Below are 19,651 nucleotides of genomic sequence, written 5' to 3'. Positions count from 1 at the left end.
CAGATCGAGGCGATGACGCTCGCCACCCGCATCGCCGTGATGAAGGACGGCATCGTCCAGCAGTTCGGCACGCCGGCGGAGATCTACAACAATCCCGCCAACATGTTCGTCGCCGACTTCATGGGCTCGCCGGCGATGAACCTGGTGAAGGCCTCGGTCGAGAACGGCGCCGGCGGCCTTGCCGTCTCGCTCGAGCGGCCGAACGCCGACCCGCTCAAACTTCCCGTCACGATGACCGGCAACGGCCTTTCCTCCTATGCCGGCCGGCAGGTGATCTTCGGCATCCGCCCCGAGGCGCTGACCGACCCCGACGGCGCCGACCGCAATGCCCGCTCGCTCACCGAAGGCGACTGCCTGATCGAGGTCGTCGAACCGGCCGGCTCCGACACCTTCGCCGTCACCAAGCTCGGCGGCAAGGAAGTCGTCGCCCGCCTGCGCGCCGATGCCGGTATCGCACCCGGCCAGCACACACGCCTCGCCTTCAATCTCGACAAGGCTGTCTTCTTCGATCCGGAAACGCAGGCGCGGATCGCGTGATCACCAGGTGTTGACATGAGCGGTTCACCAGACATCGTCATCATCGGCTCGGGCGTCGGCGGCGCCACCGTCGCTGCCGGCCTGGCTGTATCAGGTGCGCAGATATTGGTCCTCGAAGCCGGCGATCATATTGCTGATCTTCCCGTCAATCGCGACCAGCGCGCCATCTTCCAGCGTGGCCACTTCCGGCCGAATGAGACGTGGTACGAAGCGAACGGCAGGGGCTTCAACCCCGGCAACTATTACAATGTCGGCGGCAACTCGAAATTCTACGGCGCCGTCCTCTCACGCTACCGCAAAGAGGATTTCGACGTCATTGAACATCGGGAAGGCGTGTCGCCGGCGTGGCCCTTTCCCTATGAAGAGCTGGAGCCCTGGTATTCGAAGGCGGAGCTGATGTATCAGGTTCGCGGCAGTCTTGGCGAAGATCCGACCGAACCGCATCACTCGGTTGCCTACGAATTCCCGCCCGTGCCCGATGAGGCGCCGGTCGCCGACGTCAGGGCACGCCTCAAGGCGAAAGGCCTGCATCCGTTTTCGCTGCCGCTCGGCCTGGATCTCGATGCCTGGCTCTCCAAGGCACGCACGCCCTGGGATGCGCATCCGAATTCGCGGGACGGCAAGATGGATGCCGAGACCGCAGCGCTCGCGGTGGCGCTGAAACACGAGAACGTGCGGCTTGAGACCAATGCACGGGTGATACGGCTCGACACTGGGGCGGGGAGCCGGATCGACCGGATCACCTATGTCAAGGACGGACAGACGCTGACCGTCTCGCCCAGGATCGTCATCCTCTCCGCCGGTGCGGTCCAGTCATCCGTGCTTTTGTTGCGTTCGAAAAACGATCGCTTCCCGAGGGGTCTCGCCAACTCTTCCGATCAGGTGGGCCGCAACTTCATGAACCATAACGCCTCGGCCGTGATAGCGGTCTCGCCGCGCTTCAGGAACACCGCCGTCTACCAGAAGACCTTCGCCTTCAACGACTTCTATCTCTCGGACGGGGAGGGCGGACCGCCACTCGGCAATGTGCAGTTGCTGGGGCGTATTTCCGAAAAGGTCCTCAAAGGCTCTCTGCCGCAGGCGCCGGAATGGCTTCTGCGTTTCATGACGGACCATGCCATCGACTTCTATGCGATGAGCGAGGACGTTCCGAATCCCGAAAGCCGCGTGATGGTCGACGGCGATCGGATCATCCTTAAATGGCAGAGGACCAACTGGGACGCGCATATTGCGCTTGTCGCCAAGCTGAAGGCGATCCTGCGGTCGATCGGTTTTCCGATCGTGCTATCCAGACCCTTTGACAAACGCACGCCGTCCCATCAGTGCGGAACGATCCGCATTGGAAACGACCCGGCAACAGCGCCACTGGATCCATACTGCCGGTCCTACGATCACGGCAATCTTTTCGTCGTCGACGCCGGTTTTCTCCCCACATCGGCTGCGGTCAATCCCGCGCTCACCGTCGCCAGTCAAGCGCTCAGAGTTGCCCATCACATCGCATCGGCGGATTTGCAGACACAGGCAGATTCATTAATGCGCGCCGGCTTCAAATAGGACAGTAAAATGGGATTCGATTATATCATCACCGGTGCCGGTCCTGCGGGCTGCGTTCTTGCAAGCCGCCTCAGCGAAGATCCCGATGTCAAGGTACTGCTGCTGGAGGCGGGCGGAAGCGACTGGAATCCTCTTTTCCACATGCCCGCCGGCTTCGCCAAGATGACCAAGGGCGTCGCCAGCTGGGGATGGGAAACCGTTCCCCAGAAGCACATGAAGGGCAGGGTGCTTCGCTACACCCAGGCAAAGATCATCGGCGGCGGCTCGTCGATCAATGCACAGCTCTACACCCGTGGAAACGCAGCTGATTATGATCTCTGGGCCAGTGAAGACGGCTGCGAGGGCTGGGACTACCGTTCGATCCTGCCCTATTTCAAACGTGCCGAGGACAATCAACGTTTCGCAGACGACTACCACGCCTATGGCGGTCCGCTGGGTGTCTCCATGCCGGCTGCACCGTTGCCGATCTGCGACGCCTATATTCGCGCGGGTCAGGAGCTCGGCATACCTTATAATCACGATTTCAACGGCCGCCAGCAGGCCGGCGTCGGATTTTATCAGCTCACCCAGCGCAACCGCCGCCGGTCATCGGCATCGTTCGCCTATCTCTCGCCAATCAAAAACCGAAAGAATCTCATGATCCGGAAGGGCGCGCGCGTCGTCCGCATCATGCTGGAGGCGGGTCGCGCGGTCGGCGTCGAAATCGCGACCGGACACGGTCTGGAGGTCGTGCGGGCTGAACGCGAAGTCCTCGTCTCGTCAGGCGCGATCGGATCGCCGAAGCTCCTGTTGCAGTCCGGGATAGGGCCGGCCGACCATTTGACCTCGGTTGGCGTCAGGCCCCTCCACGATCTGCCCGGCGTCGGCGGCAATCTTCAGGACCATCTCGACCTGTTCGTTATCGCCGAATGCACCGGCGATCACACCTATGACGGCGTCGCGAAGCTGCACCGGACAATTTGGGCCGGAATTCAATATGTTCTCTTCCGCACCGGTCCGGTCGCCTCGTCGCTCTTCGAGACCGGCGGCTTCTGGTATGCCGATCCCGACGCACGGTCTCCCGATATCCAGTTCCACCTCGGCCTCGGTTCTGGCATCGAAGCAGGCGTCGAGCGGCTCAAGAACGCCGGGGTCACGCTCAACTCGGCCTATCTGCATCCGCGCTCGCGAGGGACGGTGCGTCTCTCATCCGCCGATCCGGGTGCGGCTCCCTTGATCGATCCCAACTACTGGTCCGATCCTCACGACAGGAAGATGTCGCTGGAGGGGCTCAAGATCGCCCGCGAAATCATGCAGCAGGCGGCGCTGAAACCCTATGTCATGGCCGAAAGGCTTCCCGGGCCGAAGGTCGTGACCGACGAGCAGCTTTTCGACTATGGCTGCGCCAATGCCAAGACCGACCATCATCCGGTGGGCACCTGCAAGATGGGAACCGGGTCCGACGCGGTTGTCGGGCTCGATCTCAAGGTCCACGGCTTGGAAGGCCTCAGGGTCTGCGATTCCTCCGTCATGCCGCGCGTGCCGTCATGCAACACCAACGCGCCGACGATCATGGTCGGCGAAAAAGGATCGGACCTCATCCGGGGCTTGGCCGCCCTGCCGTCGGCGATCTTCGCCCATGAGCGCAATGATACCAGGCCGCGGGCCCGCGCCGAGATCCGCTAAGGAGTAACGACGATGTCTGAAGTGAAAGTTGCAGTGCTTGGCGCCTCGGGCTGGATGGGAAAGGTCCACACGATGGCCTATCAGACCTTTCAGCATTTCTTCGGCGTGTCGGACGGAACGGCGCGGATCGTGGCGCTTGTCGACAGCAACCCTGACGTAGCGCAGGATATCGGCAACAGGGCGCCGGGGGCCAGGATCTACCAGGATTGGAAGCTGGCGGTCGCCGACCCCGAAGTCGATCTGATCGATATCTGTCTGCCCGACCATCTTCACTATCCGGTGGCCAAGGCCGCGCTGCTGGCCGGCAAACATGTCTATTGCGAGAAGCCGCTGGCAAACACCGCCGATGAAGCGCGGGAGCTGGCCGCGATCGCTAAAGAGAAGGGGGTCATTACACGTGTCGGACACGCTTTTCCCCGAAACCCCGTTCATGATTTGGCGAAAGAGATCATCGAATCCGGTGAAATCGGCGAGATAAAGCTGTTTCGCGGCTGCCAGCATGTCGACATGTATGGGGATCCCACAGCGCCGTACATGTGGCGTGCCGATGGCAAGCTCGCGCCGACCGGGATCGTCGGCGACACCGGTTCGCACATCTTCAGCTTCATGGATTTCCTCGTTGGCCGCGTCAGCTCCCTGATCGCTGACAATCTCATCGTCACCCCGCGCCGGCCGATCGTCGAGGGGCTTGCCTATGGGGAGCAGGTGAAACTGTCAGGCAACGAGGCCTGGGCCGATATCACCAATCCCGACGCGACGAACCTGCTGTGCCGGTTCGAAAACGGCGCCGCCGGCATCGTCGACTTCAGCCGCGTCGCCACCGGCCGCAAATTCATGCAGACCTATGAAATCTACGGAACGAAGGGCAGCATCGCCTATACCTATGACGAGATTAACCGGCTGCGTTTTTACTCCAACGACGACAGCACGGGACGCCGTGGATTTCGCGAGATCGACGTCGGTCCTGAGAACCCCACCTTCAGGGCCTTCCTTCCGCTGCCGAATTTCGGCATTGGCTACAATGAAAGCAAGATCATCGAGGTGGCGGAGGTGATCCGATCGATTGTCGCAAACAAACCGATGTGGCCGACATTCGATACCGGCCACCATATCTGCCAGATCGTCGACGCATGCATGGAGTCCTCCCGGCAGAGACGCTGGGTGGATATCCCGCTCAATTGATTGTGGCGAGCCGATGACAATAGACGTTCCGCAGGAAATTCTTGACGCACTGACCGACGTCGATATGCCGCGGCTTCCGCCGGAGGCTCCTGCTTCCGGAGTAGCCCGCCTCGCAGGCATCGACGTGCCGATCCACCGAGCCAGCTGCGTCGTCGTCGGATCCGGCGCTGCGGGTTTGCGTGCGGCGGTGGAAATGAAGCGGCGCGGCGTCGAAGTCGTCATCATCAGCCAAAGCGCATGGGGCGGAACCTCGGCCTGCTCTGGCTCTGACAAGCAAACCCTGCACACCGCAAACACGGCCGATCAGGGCGACAATTACCGGGCGATGGCCCGCGCCATCGGCGGCGGCGGCGCTATGGACGAGGACACGGCCTATGTCGAGGCGGTGGGCTCGTCGCGGATGATGGCGTCGCTGCAGTTCTTGGGCTTGCCGCTGCCCCAGGATCCGCTTGGCGGAACGCTGAGATATCAGACCGACCATGACGAGGTCGGCCGCGCCACCAGCTGCGGCCCGCGCACGTCACGGCTGATGGTCAAGGTGCTGGCGGAGGAGGCGATCCGGCTCGGCGTGCCATTCTACAACCAGACCACCGCGGTCAAAATCCTCACCGAGGGCTCGGGGGCTGATCGTCATGTCGCCGGCATGCTCGTCATGCGCGCCGGCGACCGTAGGCAGGAGAACCCGCTCGGCATCGCCTTGTTCGTGAGTGACGTGATTGTGCTCGCCGCCGGCGGCCCGGGCGAACTCTATCGCGACAGCGTTTACCCGAACGGCTGCTTCGGCTCCCTTGGATTGGCGCTGGAGGCAGGCGTCGAGCTCGTCAATTTGACCGAAAGCCAGTTCGGCATCGGAACGCGCAGGGAGGGCTTCCCTTGGAATCTGTCCGGCACGTACGTCCAGGCAATCCCACATATCTATTCGGTCGATGGCGAAGGCGCCGAACACCATTTCCTGGCGGAATATTATCGAAGCACCCGGGAGTTGGCGTCAAACATATTCCGCAAGGGCTATCAATGGCCGTTCCACGCCACCCGGATGCTGGATTTCGGCTCGAGCCTGGTCGATCTCGCCATTTACCGTGAGACCGCAGCGGGTCGGCGCGTCTTTATGGACTTCAATCGCAATCCTCTGCCCGTTCCCGGCGACCTGCCATTCAGCCTGGAAAGGCTGGACGAGGATGTTCGGCTCTATCTCGGCAAGGCTGGCGCCGATCAGGAAATGCCGATCGATCGATTGAAGCATATGAACCCGCTCGCGATCGAACTCTATCGCCGCTATAAGATCGATATTGCCGAAGAGCCGCTGGAGTTCGCGGTCAACAACCAGCACATGAATGGCGGCATCATGGTCGATAGCTGGGGCCGCACTAATCTGGGTGGCTGCTACGCGGTCGGGGAGGCGGCGGGCACACATGGGGTAACAAGGCCCGGTGGAGCGGCGCTGAATGCCGGGCAGGTCTTCGGCACCCGGGTGGCCGAACACATCGGCGCCGGCGGCGGGGCGAAGCGGGCTGCCGCGGGACGTGTACCGGAGGCGGCGGAGGCGGGCATCACCAATCTTCTTTCCGCGCTGCGGACCGAAAGCCCGCTCACCGTCAAAGCGGTCCGCTCGGCGGTGCAGGCACGCATGAGCGAGAAGGCGGGCATCATCTGCGATCAAAGGAGCGTCCGCCAGGCCTTGGTCGAAGCGCGGGCGCTGAACGTCGAAATCCGCGCCAACGGCCTCGCCTACGGTCGCGCGGCCGAAGCGGTCCGAGGCGTGCAATGGCGGCACATGGCGCTCGCCTCGGAAGCGGTGCTGAGTGCGCTGGACTTCTTCATCGGCAAGGGCGGCGGCAGTCGGGGAGCACGCGCGATCTGCGATGCACAGGGCGAATTCCTTCCGCTGGCGAGCGTCGGTCCACTGGAGCACTATCGCTTTCGCAAGGAAAGCGAAGCGCATCGCAAGGAGCAGATCGTCGTCCGGCTCGAAGGCGATGAGATCAGGCTTTCAACCCGTCCCAACCGCGAACTGGATGAAAGCGCCAGATCCTTTTTCGAGCGGGACTGGCCCGCCTGGCTGACGGGCCGCATCTACGACCTCGGTGCTTGGGTATGAGGCGATGCTGTAACAATATCAATCGGGATTTGCGACCGGCGGAGGAACTCGGATGCGCTCCGTATCGTCAGAGCCTTCTGTGACGGCTTCTTCGCTTTTGCGCACATGCCTCGGCGGATCTTTTCCTTCGACCGGTTTCGGCGACAACTGGTCGTCGGCCTGGATTTCGTCGGTATTGAGATAGTTCTTGCTTTCGCCCATGACGATCATTTCCGATTGGAGAATTGCGGGGCAGGAATGCGACCCTTCTGATCGGCGCGGCCTGTCTCAGGGTCGGAGCCGGGCACGCCGTCGCCCGCCTCGCGGCTGTTGCCCATGCTAACGGGAGGCTTGCGCTGGTCGTCGACATCTGCCTCGGGCAGCTCGTCGTCCTGAGTATCCTCATTCAACGACTTCGGCGGAAGCTTGGCGGAATCGGGAATGGATTTCGTGCGCATCGGACAATCTCCTTTGCAGGCAAACTCCGGCAGCCATCGCAGGTTCCCTGATATTCTGCGATCGCTTACACGGCTTCAGCTGCGGGAACATCGAGCTCTATCATGACGGGTGCGTGGTCGCTCGTATGCTCCCAGCCCCGCGGCTTGCGCCGGACGGTCGCCGATCGAAGCCACGGCGCCACCGTCGGGCTGAGCAGAAAGTGGTCGATCCGAAGCCCGGCGTCGCGCTCGAAACTGTTCCGCCAATATTTCCAGAAGGTGTAGATGCGCTCGTCCGGATGCAGATGCCTGATGGCATCCGTCCAGCCCTGGGAGACGAGCTGGGCATAGGCTTTGCGGACTTCGGGCCTGAAAAGCGCATCGTCTCGCCAGCGCTCCGGCTTGTAGACGTCGATCTCCGTCGGCATGACGTTGAAATCGCCGGCAAGGATGGAAGGCACCTCGATTTCGAGCAGTTCGGCGGCATAGGCGTGCAGGCGACGGAACCAGCGAAGCTTGTATTCGAACTTGGCGCTGGGAAAGGGATTGCCGTTCGGCAGATACAGGCATCCGATCAGCATGCCCTCGATGACGGCTTCGATATATCGGCTGTGGGTATCGTCAGGATCGCCCGGAAGACCGCGCCGGGTCAGTATCGGTATCTTGTCCTTTGCCAGTATGGCGACGCCGTTCCAGGATCGCTGCCCGTGCCAGACGGCGCCGTAGCCGGCCCGTTCGACCTCCTTTCGCGGAAAATTGGCGTCGTCGGTTTTCAGTTCCTGAAGGCAGGCGATATCGGGGGCATCCTCCTTCAGCCAGCGGAGCAGGTTGTTCAGTCGCCCGTTGATGCCGTTGACATTGTAGGTTGCAATTTTCATGGGCTCACGCCGCGACGGTGGCCAGATCCAGAAGCTGGCCGCAATCTACTGGTTCACTGGTCGGGCGTCACGGGCATAATTTTTCGCGGCATCCTTCAGAAACGCTCCTGAGTTTCCTCCTCCGGTAGTCCGCGCCCGCAGTCGGCCCAGTCAAGCCGGCTCTCAACGCCGTAATGACCTGCCGGGCGTATCCTGTCGGGGTGATCGAGCGAACCGACTGTCACGCGGATCAGTTCGTCGCCGTCATACTGAAGAAAGAGCGGGGTTCCGCATGCGCCGCAAAAGCCACGTGTCGCGATGGGTGAGGATCGGTATACGGCAGGGGAAGCCTTTGTCCAGGCGAGATCTTGAACCTTGGCCTGGACAAGAACCGCGAAAGGACCTCCCGTCGCCTTCTTGCACATGTCGCAATGGCAGTATCCCGAATGCGGCTGATCGCCGCTGAATTCATGTCGGCAGGATCCGCACAGGCAGCCGCCGGTCCATTGGCTCGCCATTGTGGTCCTCTCAGCGCGTTGCGCCGAAGACGAAGGCGATGCCGGCGACGATCGCTGCAGCCGTCAGCGGCTGCCGGCGGATCCGATCCTCAATGTCCTGGACAAAGCTCTTCGCTTCGGCCTTTGCCAGGCGGGCTGTTCCGGAAGCCAGCTCGGAGGCGGATTCGGCCACCCGGCCGGCTTCTTTCTGAAGCGCGCGCAACTCTTCGCGATTTGCATCGAATCTGTCCGAGGCGCGGGCTGTTTGTCCGGTAGAGCGCAAGGCTTGATCGACCAGCGGGTACTCTTGGTCAACCGCGGTCGGATCAGGCTCCCGCTTCACGCGCTCAGCCGCCTCTACATCGCTGCGGCCGGCGGGAATGGAGGTATGAGTGGCGGAAACAGGATCAGAAGCAGGAAACGTGTCTTCGATCGCTTTGTCGAGTTCGCCCTTTCGGGATTGTTTGCGCTGCTCTGCCTGCTCTTTTCGCAAGGACTGGACGGCGGGTGATTCATTCGGGTTCGGCATCGCGGTTTCCTCCGTTGCATTTTGATAATCAAAAGCGACCACGACGAAAGAAGTTCCAGAAAAATGCGTCCGCGCCTCATCCAACATCACGATGGCGGCAAAGTCGACAATACACGCGCAGAGGCAGTATTTTTGATGGCAGCGCTCGTATTTTTAGGGGCGCATCCACTGTTTGCCGGACCAAAGTCCTGCCTTTTCCTAGTACCTAGGTCCGGTTGCATTTAGTCCTCAGAAAGGCGAAAATTCCCAGGCGTCCAAGGAGCGTAGGAACGGCGAAGAACGGATGAACAAGGCAATGGCATTGACTGTCTCGAAACGAGGTTTTTTGAGATTGGGCGGCTGCGCTGCCGTCGCCCTCGTGGTTGCCGCATCACCCGTGACGATTAACCTCGACGGCTCCCTTCGCGTTCTGAGGGCGAAACACGCAGAGGCAAAAGACGGCAATAATGGGAACGGCAATGGGGGCGGCAACGGTAGCGGAAACGGCGGCGGAAACGGCAACGGTGGAGGAGGGGCCAACGGGGGAGGCAATGGCAACGGGGGCGGAAACGGCAATAGTGGCTCCGGCAACAGCTCAGGTGGAAGCTCCAGCAGCAGCGCCGGATCCTCTTCCTCCTCGGCTTCGACGTCGACAGGATCGAAGGCCAGAGCGACCGAAGGTACCGATGGGTCGATCAGCGTTCGCCACGCGAACGGCATCACCGAAAGCCTGCGCAGTGGCCGCTATATCATGAAGGACTCGAAGGGCAGGACGATCATAAGCCGGCAGGCGACGGCTAGCGACGCAAGCCGGCTGAGCCGATTCCTTCGCTAAGGCGCGGAAAACGCCACCGCAGAGATGCCAGGTCGACCCGGTGCTATCGTCGTTCACGCCACTGCAGGGCCGCTTCGGTCCTGTTCGAGGCGCCGAGCTTGCTCAGGATCTGGGTCATATGGTGCTTCACGGTCTTTTCCTGGAGGTTGAGGCGCAGGCCGATATGCTTGTTTGACAGACCTTGGGCGACGAGATCCATCACCTCGCGCTCCCTTGGCGTCAGACTGTTCTTGTCGGAGTTTCCGTTATGTAGCGAATTTTCCATCGCCTTCGCCGACATCGTCGGCGAGACATATCGCGATCCGCTGAGGACGGTTTTAATCGCTTCGGCGAGACCGCGGGAGCCGACACCTTTGAGAACGTAGCCCATCGCGCCCTGCTGCAGGGCTCCGAGCAGCGTGTCCACCTCCTCAGATACCGTCAACATCAGCACTTTCGTCGTCGGGCTCAGCGCCAGGACGTCACCGATCGCAGCCAATCCGCCGCCAGGCATCGAGACATCGAGGAGCATGATGTCGGGACGGTTGCTTGAAGCGATCATGGCAGCGTCTTCGCTGTTGGCCCCTTCGCCAATGACCACGAAGTCGCTCATCTCCGACAAGCTGCGCGTTACGCCCTCGCGAAAAAGCGGGTGGTCGTCCACGACGCCGACGGTGATTGGTGTCATCTCTACTCTCCAGCTTCCATAGGCTCGAAGGTCATGGTCACGGTCGTTCCGCCTTCACCCGTCTTAATATCGAAAGATCCCCCCAGGCTGTCGATGCGTTCGCGCAGCCCAACCAGGCCGAGGCTTGTCGGCCTCACCTCCGTCGGGTCGAACCCATCGCCACGATCACTGACCTCCACACAAACATGACCATTGTGCGACACGGCTTTCACGCTCTGCTGAACGCCGCCGCCGTGGCGATAGGCGTTGTTCAAGGCTTCCTGAACGAAGCGATAGATACAGATCTTTACGGCAGCAGCGAGCTCGGGTCCATCCTCGTCGATGTTCGTTTCGACAACGGTTTCGGTCTTGTGCCGATGCGCTTCGACGACCCGCAGCACGATATCGGTGATGGAGGACTTTTCGATCTGCGGCAGCACCAGTCCGCTGCAGATATTGCGGATTTCCGTCATGGCCTCGGCGAGGCTCGAGCGTATCCACGCAAGTTCTTTTTCGCGCGCTTCGGGCTCGGTGGACGCATTGATCAATAAATCGCTGTCCAGTCGCAGTGAAGCATAGGCAATGTGCTGTGCCGGACCGTCGTGAAGATCGGCGCCAATGCTGCGCAGATATGTTTCGTTCAGCGCCGCTACACGCTGCGAAGCGCGCTGCAGCCGCCGCTGGAGCCCGCGATTTTCAGCCAGCAGCGAAGACAATTCCTGGACCCGTTCCTTGAGATCCCTGCGCTGCGCTTCTATCGTGCGGCTTCCGCGAAAAACCAGGGCGGAGAGAACGAGGAAAAAGACGCCAGTGAGAGCGGCGACTGCCCCCCAGCTCTGCAGCCTCGCGTGAGCCAGACTGTCGCCAAGGCCTTCCGCCGTCTCGTAGAATTCGAGCACAGCGACCGCCTGGCCGGACCACGGCTGGAGAACCGGATTGTAGATTTCCATCAGCGGCTTGCCGAGCGCGCGCTCGGCGCCGCTTTCAGGGTCATCGGAAATCTCATAGCGTGCAACGAGCGAGCCGGCGAATGCCTTCTCCAGCTTGGCGTTCAGGGGAAACTTCTGGCCCACCAGTTCCTTGTCGTTCGAATAGAGGATGGTGCCGTCGTTTCGCCACAACCTGAATGAGACAAGGCGCCGGCCAAGTGCCCCCTGGCCGAGCGTTTCGTCGAGAGCCTGGGCGCTGCCTTCGTCCAGCAGCGATTCCGTTTGCATGTCGGGAAGCAGCGGCGCCACCACACTGTCGACGTAAAGAGCCGTCGCCGCGCCGGAATTATGAATGACGGCTTCCTCGATCAGATGAGTGACAAGGATGCCCACCAGAAACATGGCGGCGATCGAGACCAAGCCACCCGCGATGAAAAATTGCGAGGCGAGTGAGCGGGCATTCCAGCGGCGCAGCCAATTCATTTTGATACCGGTAAGAGACTTTCCCGACTAAACCTACAGCGTCTTTAGAGTTTTTCCAGACTGTATCAGGGCAGATTCCTGGTATCGAAGACCTCAGCGCCTCTGATGCTCTCGGTCAGTTGGAGGCTATCGCCTGACATGGCTGCGCCGAAGACATAGAGAAGGCCGGCCAGAACGATGACGAGGGCGATGACGGACACGTTCCAGGCATCATTCGTATGAGATCTGTTCCTTTGGGTCATATGCGGATCTCCTTCCGTATCGCTCAAACGACACGGTCAGGCGACCGTTCCGTGTCGGGGACTTCGGTCGAAGGGGCTTGGGACCAAGGTCCGTCCCCGTGGACAACAGCGGATTTAGCCATATCTCAATTTCGATAGAGTTTGGCTTGGAGACTTGTGGTGACAGTTTCTGCGAACATCGAAGGCGCCGCATTTGCCGCGTCTCCCCCTCCGTTCGGGGCAGGCGTCGCCGACCTTTACCAAGCCCTTCTCGTGCCGATTCTCTTTGAGCCCTATGCGTTGGAAATGGCAATCGCAGCCGAACGGTCGAAGCCGGTCAGCGTGCTCGAAGTCGCGGCGGGGACCGGCGCCTTGACACGCGCTCTGCGGGCGAAGCTTGATCCGGCCGCAGAGATCGTTGCCACCGATCTCAGCCAGGCGATGATCGACGTCGGCGCACCATCTGTGACGATGTCGCGAACGCATTGGATGCACGCGGATGCGCAAGATCTGCCGTTCGCCCCTTTGATGTTCGATCTCGTCGTTTGCCAGTTCGGCGTCATGTTCTTTCCGGATAAGCCGAAGGCCTACGGCGAGGCGAAAAGAGTGTTGCGGAGCGGAGGCCATTTCCTGTTCTCGACGTGGGATTCGCTTGCTGAGAACGATTTCGCAAGATGTGTGGACGAATGCCTGACAAGCCTCTTCCCGTCGGATCCTCCCGATTTCCTCAGGCGTTTGCCATATTCTTACTTCGACCCCACCCCGATCAAGGCTGAAGTATCATCGGCGGGATTCGAGGCGGTTTCCTGCGAACGGCTCGAACTGACTTCCATCGCGGCCACAGCACAGGATGTCGCGACCGCTTTCTGCCGGGGCACGCCGCTCAGCGGAGAAATCGAATCGCGGGCGCCGGAGCGCATGTCGGAAATCGTTGATGAGGTGGCCGAGCGGGTGGCGTCCCGCTATGGCGCCCGTCCTTGCGGCAGCATGAGTGCCCTGGTCGTCTCCGGCCGCGCTCCTTAACCTCTTCGGTGTCCTCTCGCGCGTGATTGTCCGTGCCGGGGCTAGTGCGGACAATCATTGTCCTGGCGCCTGGATTGAACCTACGGTCGCGGATTAGGGGATGAGGCGGTAGTTGAGGTAGGGAGAGGCATCGCGCCCATGACGTGCTGTTCGATCTCGACACAGGTTTCGTCATATTCCCGCACCAGCTTCAAATTGAACCGTCGCCTTCGAAGCCGATCACGCGCTTCGACCGCCATCTGATAGGCCTCGAAAAGCTCGAGCTGCCACGGGTCGCGCGCCTGCATGATCAGCGTCCGCATTTGCGGCAGACGCATGGCCAGGCGCCTGCGTCCTGCTTCCCGGCGGTTGGATCGTGTCATCTCCTCGGTCTCCTGCCCAAGCCCGCGATGCGATGGCGTGCGGCTCGAGAATAGCGCGGCTGACGAATAATAAAATCCAGACCAAGGGCCGGGATGCCTCAGACCGAGGTCCGGGGCGTGGAACGACCTCGTCGCGAGCAAGTTGGTTTGGCAGCGGCAAGCAGGCCGCATTGAAAGGAAGGAGGAAAAGATGCTCTTCAAGCTTATTGCAGGCGCGGCAACTGCCATGACACTGATGTCAGGTGTCGCATTCGCCCAGTCCTCGACCGTCAATGGTGCGGCTGGTGGCGCAATCACCGGAGCTATCGTTGGTGGTCCGGCCGGTGCTGCTATCGGCGGCGTTGCCGGTGCAGTCGTCGGCACGGCGATCGATCCGCCGCCGCAAAAGGTCGTCACCTATGTCCGCGAGGCTCCGGCACCGTCGGCACGAGTGGTCGTGAAGGAAAAGGTGGTCGTCGGCCAGCCCCTGCCGGAAACGGTCGTGGTGACCCCAGTTCCGGACGATCCGAAATATGCCTACGCGGTGGTCAATGACGAGCGTGTCATTGTCGAACCCTCGTCCCGCAAGGTGATTCAGGTGATCAAGTGACCTGATCGTTCACGTGGCTCTGCCGCGTCTTCCAAATCATCTTCAGATCAGCCGCACGATGGACGGCAGCGTCATCGTGCGGCCGCCAGGGTCGAGGAGAGGGAACATGATTTATCCCGAAAAAAAATCTGCTGGTTTCGCCGTGCCGCTGATCGCCATCCTCTTTGCGATCGTCGGCATTCTCGCCGTGCTGGTCGCCACCGGAGGTCACAGCAGCGCCGCGGCGCGCGTCTGGGTTCCCCAGGCGCAAGAGCAGGAGGCGGGCTGATGAATGGCATTGCGACGGTCGCCTTCGGCATCGTCAGCTCGGTTGGCGCCTGCATGGCAGCGGCATCCGTTGCCTCGCATGTTGTGGCGGATTCCGAACCGCGCGCGTTCACGGACCTTGCGGCCCCCGATCTGTGGACGACGAGTCCGGTGAAGGTCGATCCCCATCGGCAGCATTATGAACGAATTCCACCTGTCTATTCCAGCTATGTCACCGAGGCTCCGACCACCACGGTGCCAAGGGTGGCTTCGCAACCCGCTCGTCCGTGGACAGAACCTCAGAAACCGCGGCCAGAATTCGCTGCCGAGCACCTTGCCTGGTGCGCGCAGCGCTACCGTTCCTTCGATCCTGCGACCAACAGCTATCGATCCTATAGCGGCAGGACCCGCGAATGCTCTTCGCCGTTCCAGCAGGATATCGCCGAGAGCCATGAAGGCGGCGGCCCGAAAGTCAATGCCCAGGCAGCAGCCCGATGCGCCGCCCGCTATAGATCGTACCGACCGGAGGACAATACATATCAGCCATGGGAAGGACCGCGCCGCAGTTGCGACATGTCGGATCTGGTCGCGACGAGCAATTGACCGTTGAAGGGCGAGCCGTACGAAACTGAACCGAACTGGCTAGCCAGACTAAAGTCCGTGTTGTAATCGCAGCGGTTGTGATATCCGGTTGTATTTGAGGGGCGGAGAGCGGGGATGGCAACGACGCTGATAGCAGAAATCCACCTGGCGCAGACAAGGCTTCCGTTCTTGAGCAGGGCGGAACGCGGAGCCCTTATCGTTCGTATTCTTCGCGAGTTGAAGATACTCCGTCGCGAAGTTCTCGGAAATGTGCCGGCCGATCGCTGCGTTTGGATCGATAAACTGATTGCGTCGGTTTCTTCGACAGTATCGGAAATCGTTACGATGCCGGACGCCGAGTTCAACCGTGTCTTGAACGAGTTCGAAAAGCTCATGGCAACGCTGCATAATATTTCGCACCCGCAGAAGCCGTCGAAGACGGTTCACTAGCGTCGTTAAGGCGACGTACGGCTGCGCCGGAAACCGATCCCGACGCGGGAGCGTTCTCCTTCTATGATCGAAACAAAATCGCCCGCTGACCAGGACGAGAGATCGCCCCGTGACGATGAGCCGAAGCCAGGTGCAGAGGTTTCCTTCCCTTACGACAGGATGACTGTCGAGCAGTTTCGAAACCGCTTCCCTCGTGCCCGCTGGAACGACGTGCGAAAGGCCTGGTTCGTTCCCGGCCGAACGGCGTCCCGTCGCATCGGCCGATGGCTTGCCGAGCTGGAGGCCGAAGCCGACGCGCATGCGGATGCGAAGGGACGCGATGCCTTCGCCTTCGATCCCATCGACAGTCCATATCTGGAACTTGGTAAGGCCGGCTTTCGAATCCGAACGCCCTATTCAAAAACCGTCGTCGACGAACTTCGCGAGGTGCCGTTCTCGCGATGGGACGGCGATCTTCGAATATGGCACGTGCCCTTTCGATCCTATGAGGAGCTGAGACGCAGATGGCCTGAGATCGAAGCGGCGGCTCGCAGAAACGAACCGGAGGAGAGGCGACGGCGCGCCGACGAGCGGAAGGGAACCGAACAGGAGATGCGCAGCAGGCTTCGCGCAGCGGAACGCAAGCGCCGCCGTTACCCGCTTCCGACCGACGATCTGCCGCCGACAGGACGCCCGGTCGCCACCTCGTATGGGATCGTCGTCTTCACAGAAATCACCGGCGAACTGGTCGATCCGGCTCTCGTCGCGGATTTCTACCCCGGGGTCACCGAGGATCATCTCTGGGGGTACTGGCGGGTCCCGACATTCGACGAACTTGTCCGTACCTGGCCTGCGAAAACGCCTCCCCGCCGGGATGCCGAATGGTGGCAGCCGACGATCGAAGAGCTGAGGCCCGCCCGGCGCGCCGCAAGAGCACGCGAAGCCAGGAAGCAAACGAAGGCGCCGTGACCGGAGCCTGCCACCGGTCCTTCGGACTTGTAGCAGATTGCTGTGTCGGAGGATGCCCGGCTGGTGTGGGAACAAATTCCCACGTCGGCCATTTGTTGTCCATGAAAACAGCCCTGCCGATGTCGCTGCTCGCTCTGGCCCTTTCCGTTGGCGGCGCCTCCGCGCGGGAGCTTCTCCCCGAAACGATCAACGCCGCTTCCATTGCCGACATCGGGAAAGGAAAGCTGCAGCCCGCAGATCCGGACCCGGCGATCATCCGCCTACAGGTCCTGCTCGACCGCGCGGGCTCGTCTCCCGGCGTGGTCGACGGTCTCTCCGGCGAGAATGTCGACAAGGCGGTGGCCGGCTTCGAGGCGATGAACAAGCTTCCCGTGGACGGCAGGCCGGATCCGGATGTCGCCTCCCGGTTGGAAGACAATTCCCCCGTCGTTGAGAGCTATGTCGTCTCGCCGGAGGACGCCACGGGGCTGGTCGACAGGATTCCTGAGGATTACGGCGAGAAGGCAAAGATGCAGAGCCTCGGCTATACCAGCGTTGCCGAGAAGCTGTCCGAGCGCTTCCACATGGATCTCGATCTCTTGAATACACTTAACCCTGGCTCGCATTTCGCGCCCGGCGAAAAGGTGTGGGTCGTTAATCCCGGCCCTCCCAGGCAAGGCAAGGTCAAGAGCATCGAGGCTGACAAGAAGACAGGGCAGGTGCTGGCCTATGGCGAGGATGGGTCCCTACTTGCCGTCTATCCCGCGACGATCGGCAGCGAGGACAATCCTGCGCCTTCAGGAAAACACAAGGTCAAGGGCGTCTCGAGAATGCCGGTTTACCGATACGATCCGAAGCGAAATTTCAAGCAGGGAAAGAACAACAAGGTTCTGACGATCCCGAAGGGGCCGAACGGTCCCGTCGGCAGCGTTTGGATCGATCTGACCGAGCCGACCTATGGCATACACGGCACACCGGAGCCGAAGCTCATCGACAAGGTCGGCTCGCATGGCTGCGTGCGGCTGACGAATTGGGACGCCGAAGAGCTGGCCGGCATGGTCAAGCCGGGCGTTCTGGTCGAATTCGTCAATCGCAGTCCCGCCGCTCCGAAGTGAAGCGCAGGATCTGCGACTACCTGCACGCTACCGCAGCGTCGAGTTCACGAAGCCTTGGCTTCGAAAGCCGGGGCGAAATCCCCCAGTGATTTCGCTTTGAGGATCGCGCCGCCGATATCCTGCTCCACGATCGCCTCGAGATCGGCAAAGCTATCGATGACATAGTAGATCGGCTGAAGGATATCGATGCGGTAGGGCGTCCTGAGCGCGCTCATCAAATCGAACGGTCGGAATTCGCACGACGTGCCTTCCGTTGCCGCCTTCGCTTCGCTCGGAGAGGAGACGATGCCGGCGCCGAAGCAGCGGCGGCCTTGCGGCGTGTTGATCAGGCCGAATTCGACGGTGAACCAGAAAATCCGGAACAGATGCCATGAATAGCCCTTGCCGAGGCGCATGGCGGTTTCGCCGAAATGCCGGACGAAATTGGCATAGCTCTGATTGGTCAGCAATGGGCAATGGCCGAACACCTCGTGGAACAGGTCCGGTTCCTCGATATAATCGATATGCTCGCGGCGGCGCAGGAAGGTCGCCAGCGGGAACTTGCCCTGCGAGAGAAGCTCATAGAAGCGCGAAGGCGGAATAAGTGCCGGCACGCCTTCGACGCCGAAACCTGTGGTCTCGTTCAGGCGTCTGTTCACATCGAGGAGCTGAGGCACTTTTTCCGGCTTGAGCCCCAGCAGTTTGACGCCGTCCAGATATTCCTGGCAAGCCTTGTCGGCCAAGAGCTTCATCTGACGCCGGTAGAGTTCGCCCCAGATCTGATCTTCTTCGGGGGTATAGTCATAAAGGCCGTCCGGGCCGGGCAGTTTGGCGGTGTAGCTGCTTTCCTTGGTCATCGGCTGATCCTCCCGGGAATGGCGATATTTCTGTCATTATGCTCCGTGTTTGACGGATTTTCTTTTCTTTCATGCCGGGTATCGCCATAGTGGTGGGAGATGTTTCCGAGTACGACGGCTACAATGAAAGAATCTGGGAATTTCCGCCGCAAGCTTCTGCAGCTGATCCAGGCCGACGGCACTCTGTCGCTGGCGGACCTGGCGGAAAAAGCCGGAATGTCGCAGAGCTCGGCCTGGAGGAAGATCCAGGAACTGGAAGCCGACGGCGTCATCCGCAAGCGCGTCACGTTGCTCGATCCCGGCAAACTCGATCTCAAGCTCTGCGTGATTGCGCACGTCACGCTGGAGGATCACCATGAGGAGGCGGTGGCTTCTTTCGCTTCAGTGGTGCTGGAGCGGCCGGAGATCATGGAGTGCTACGCCTTGTCGGGCGCCTTCGACTACATGCTGAAGATAAGGGCGAGGGACGTCGAAAGCTACGAAGCCTTCATGACCCGCTATCTCATGCGCAACCCGCATGTGCGCACCGTCGTATCAAGCTTCGTGCTGCGCGAGCTGAAATTCTCCACCGAACTGCCGCTCTAACGTTTATCGCGCGCTGTCGCCATGCCGGCTGCCCGGCATCATCACTGGATAGCCTTCGAACGTCTTCAGCGTGTCGAGCACGATCGAGGTTTTCACGTGCTGCACGGATTCGTGCGGCAGCAGAACGTCGTTGACGAATTTCGACAGATCGGCGAGCCCACGGGTCGCCACCTTGAGGTGATAGTCCATCTCGCCGGTCAGCGCATAGGCTTCGAGAACTTCGGGCAGACCGTTGATCAATTGCGAAAATCGGCGGGCATTGTCTCGGTTGTGGGTGGCAAGCGTGACGGAAATGACCACCAGCATATCGAGCCCCAGCTTCTCCCGATCGAGGTGGGCACGGTAGCTGCGAATATAGCCCTCGGCTTCCAATCTGGTACGCCGGCGCGAGCATTGCGACGGTGAAAGCGCGATCCGCTCACCAAGCTCGTTGTTCGTGAGCCTTCCATCCTTTTGAAGTTCCAGAAGGAGGCGTAGATCCAATTTGTCTAGGGGCTCATCCATTGCG

Annotated in this window: 25 protein-coding genes; 14 read left to right on the top strand and 11 right to left on the bottom strand. The window is 60.9% G+C overall.

The features are described 5' to 3' along the window. From CO660_RS11245 to CO660_RS11225, 5 genes are all read left to right on the top strand, one after another. Positions 1 to 537: TOBE domain-containing protein (locus tag CO660_RS11245; protein WP_141504831.1), on the top strand; the 537-nt coding region annotated here is incomplete at its 5' end. A gap of 15 nt (positions 538 to 552) precedes the next feature. Beyond that, positions 553 to 2,091, top strand: coding sequence for a GMC family oxidoreductase (locus CO660_RS11240; RefSeq protein ID WP_097598733.1), 1,539 nt, complete (start codon positions 553 to 555; stop codon positions 2,089 to 2,091). 9 nt (positions 2,092 to 2,100) lie between these two features. Continuing rightward, entirely contained in the window at positions 2,101 to 3,756 is a 1,656-nt protein-coding gene (locus CO660_RS11235; protein ID WP_097598732.1) for a GMC family oxidoreductase N-terminal domain-containing protein, read from the top strand. Between the two features lie 12 nt (positions 3,757 to 3,768). Continuing rightward, positions 3,769 to 4,938, top strand: a complete 1,170-nt coding sequence (locus tag CO660_RS11230; protein ID WP_097598731.1) for a Gfo/Idh/MocA family oxidoreductase — start codon at positions 3,769 to 3,771, stop codon at positions 4,936 to 4,938. 13 nt (positions 4,939 to 4,951) lie between these two features. Beyond that, positions 4,952 to 7,036 carry an FAD-binding protein gene (locus CO660_RS11225; RefSeq protein ID WP_097598730.1) on the top strand — a complete coding sequence of 695 codons (2,085 nt, stop codon included), beginning with the start codon at positions 4,952 to 4,954 and terminating at the stop codon, positions 7,034 to 7,036. A gap of 18 nt (positions 7,037 to 7,054) precedes the next feature. Here CO660_RS11225 and CO660_RS11220 read toward each other — a convergent pair whose 3' ends face one another. The 5 genes from CO660_RS11220 to CO660_RS11200 form a co-directional block, all read right to left on the bottom strand. After that, positions 7,055 to 7,237 carry a hypothetical protein gene (locus tag CO660_RS11220; RefSeq protein WP_085777852.1) on the bottom strand — a complete coding sequence of 61 codons (183 nt, stop codon included), beginning with the start codon at positions 7,235 to 7,237 and terminating at the stop codon, positions 7,055 to 7,057. A gap of 5 nt (positions 7,238 to 7,242) precedes the next feature. Next, the gene (locus tag CO660_RS11215; protein WP_097598729.1) at positions 7,243 to 7,473 is read right to left on the bottom strand and encodes a hypothetical protein; all 231 of its coding nucleotides are present in this window, start codon (positions 7,471 to 7,473) and stop codon (positions 7,243 to 7,245) included. Between the two features lie 65 nt (positions 7,474 to 7,538). Then, positions 7,539 to 8,330, bottom strand: coding sequence for an exodeoxyribonuclease III (gene xth / locus CO660_RS11210; RefSeq protein WP_097598728.1), 792 nt, complete (start codon positions 8,328 to 8,330; stop codon positions 7,539 to 7,541). A gap of 95 nt (positions 8,331 to 8,425) precedes the next feature. Continuing rightward, positions 8,426 to 8,827, bottom strand: coding sequence for a GFA family protein (locus CO660_RS11205; protein WP_097598727.1), 402 nt, complete (start codon positions 8,825 to 8,827; stop codon positions 8,426 to 8,428). Between the two features lie 10 nt (positions 8,828 to 8,837). Next, positions 8,838 to 9,335, bottom strand: a complete 498-nt coding sequence (locus tag CO660_RS11200; RefSeq protein ID WP_097598746.1) for a hypothetical protein — start codon at positions 9,333 to 9,335, stop codon at positions 8,838 to 8,840. Between the two features lie 301 nt (positions 9,336 to 9,636). Here CO660_RS11200 and CO660_RS33790 point away from each other — a divergent pair, with 301 nt between their 5' ends. Next, entirely contained in the window at positions 9,637 to 10,149 is a 513-nt protein-coding gene (locus tag CO660_RS33790) for a hypothetical protein (protein WP_097598745.1), read from the top strand. A gap of 43 nt (positions 10,150 to 10,192) precedes the next feature. Here CO660_RS33790 and CO660_RS11190 read toward each other — a convergent pair whose 3' ends face one another. The 3 genes from CO660_RS11190 to CO660_RS33280 form a co-directional block, all read right to left on the bottom strand. Next, positions 10,193 to 10,816 (bottom strand): response regulator transcription factor, encoded by a 624-nt coding sequence (locus CO660_RS11190; RefSeq protein WP_097598726.1) that lies wholly within the window; start codon positions 10,814 to 10,816, stop codon positions 10,193 to 10,195. A 2-nt stretch (positions 10,817 to 10,818) separates the two neighbouring features. Further along, entirely contained in the window at positions 10,819 to 12,207 is a 1,389-nt protein-coding gene (locus CO660_RS11185) for a sensor histidine kinase (RefSeq protein WP_085777856.1), read from the bottom strand. 65 nt (positions 12,208 to 12,272) lie between these two features. Beyond that, on the bottom strand, positions 12,273 to 12,449 hold the full coding sequence (locus CO660_RS33280; RefSeq protein WP_176536270.1) for a hypothetical protein: 177 nt from the start codon (positions 12,447 to 12,449) through the stop codon (positions 12,273 to 12,275). Between the two features lie 159 nt (positions 12,450 to 12,608). Here CO660_RS33280 and CO660_RS11180 point away from each other — a divergent pair, with 159 nt between their 5' ends. Next, positions 12,609 to 13,451 carry a methyltransferase domain-containing protein gene (locus CO660_RS11180; RefSeq protein WP_097598725.1) on the top strand — a complete coding sequence of 281 codons (843 nt, stop codon included), beginning with the start codon at positions 12,609 to 12,611 and terminating at the stop codon, positions 13,449 to 13,451. Between the two features lie 80 nt (positions 13,452 to 13,531). On the opposite strand, the gene CO660_RS11175 is transcribed toward CO660_RS11180, so the two are convergent. Next, entirely contained in the window at positions 13,532 to 13,813 is a 282-nt protein-coding gene (locus CO660_RS11175) for a hypothetical protein (RefSeq protein ID WP_097598724.1), read from the bottom strand. A gap of 190 nt (positions 13,814 to 14,003) precedes the next feature. Between CO660_RS11175 and CO660_RS11170 the strand changes: the two genes are divergently transcribed. The 6 genes from CO660_RS11170 (at position 14,004) to CO660_RS11150 (ending at position 17,722) form a co-directional block, all read left to right on the top strand. Next, complete coding sequence (locus tag CO660_RS11170; protein ID WP_085777859.1) at positions 14,004 to 14,402, top strand: DUF1236 domain-containing protein; 399 nt, start codon at positions 14,004 to 14,006, stop codon at positions 14,400 to 14,402. Positions 14,403 to 14,508: 106 nt separating this feature from the next. Beyond that, a complete protein-coding gene (locus tag CO660_RS33275) occupies positions 14,509 to 14,670 on the top strand; it encodes a hypothetical protein (RefSeq protein ID WP_176536269.1) in 162 nt (53 codons plus the stop codon). Beyond that, positions 14,670 to 15,251 (top strand): BA14K family protein, encoded by a 582-nt coding sequence (locus CO660_RS11165; protein ID WP_097598723.1) that lies wholly within the window; start codon positions 14,670 to 14,672, stop codon positions 15,249 to 15,251. Before CO660_RS33275 ends, CO660_RS11165 begins: the two co-directional genes overlap by 1 nt. Before the next feature lie 114 nt (positions 15,252 to 15,365). After that, the gene (locus CO660_RS11160) at positions 15,366 to 15,680 is read left to right on the top strand and encodes a hypothetical protein (RefSeq protein WP_085777861.1); all 315 of its coding nucleotides are present in this window, start codon (positions 15,366 to 15,368) and stop codon (positions 15,678 to 15,680) included. A 63-nt stretch (positions 15,681 to 15,743) separates the two neighbouring features. Further along, positions 15,744 to 16,628, top strand: a complete 885-nt coding sequence (locus CO660_RS11155) for a hypothetical protein (RefSeq protein ID WP_097598722.1) — start codon at positions 15,744 to 15,746, stop codon at positions 16,626 to 16,628. A 101-nt stretch (positions 16,629 to 16,729) separates the two neighbouring features. Further along, positions 16,730 to 17,722, top strand: a complete 993-nt coding sequence (locus CO660_RS11150) for a L,D-transpeptidase (protein WP_097598721.1) — start codon at positions 16,730 to 16,732, stop codon at positions 17,720 to 17,722. A 44-nt stretch (positions 17,723 to 17,766) separates the two neighbouring features. On the opposite strand, the gene CO660_RS11145 is transcribed toward CO660_RS11150, so the two are convergent. Beyond that, positions 17,767 to 18,558 (bottom strand): phenylalanine 4-monooxygenase, encoded by a 792-nt coding sequence (locus CO660_RS11145; protein WP_097598720.1) that lies wholly within the window; start codon positions 18,556 to 18,558, stop codon positions 17,767 to 17,769. Positions 18,559 to 18,681: 123 nt separating this feature from the next. On the opposite strand from CO660_RS11145, the gene CO660_RS11140 reads away from it, so the two are divergent. Then, on the top strand, positions 18,682 to 19,143 hold the full coding sequence (locus CO660_RS11140) for an Lrp/AsnC family transcriptional regulator (RefSeq protein ID WP_097598719.1): 462 nt from the start codon (positions 18,682 to 18,684) through the stop codon (positions 19,141 to 19,143). A 3-nt stretch (positions 19,144 to 19,146) separates the two neighbouring features. On the opposite strand, the gene CO660_RS11135 is transcribed toward CO660_RS11140, so the two are convergent. Next, positions 19,147 to 19,647 carry an Lrp/AsnC family transcriptional regulator gene (locus CO660_RS11135; RefSeq protein ID WP_064801992.1) on the bottom strand — a complete coding sequence of 167 codons (501 nt, stop codon included), beginning with the start codon at positions 19,645 to 19,647 and terminating at the stop codon, positions 19,147 to 19,149. Between the last annotated feature and the right edge of the window lie 4 nt (positions 19,648 to 19,651).

The organism is Rhizobium sp. L9 (assembly GCF_002531885.1).
Classification (GTDB): Bacteria; Pseudomonadota; Alphaproteobacteria; order Rhizobiales; family Rhizobiaceae; genus Rhizobium.
This window is presented reverse-complemented; position numbering and strand designations above follow the sequence as displayed.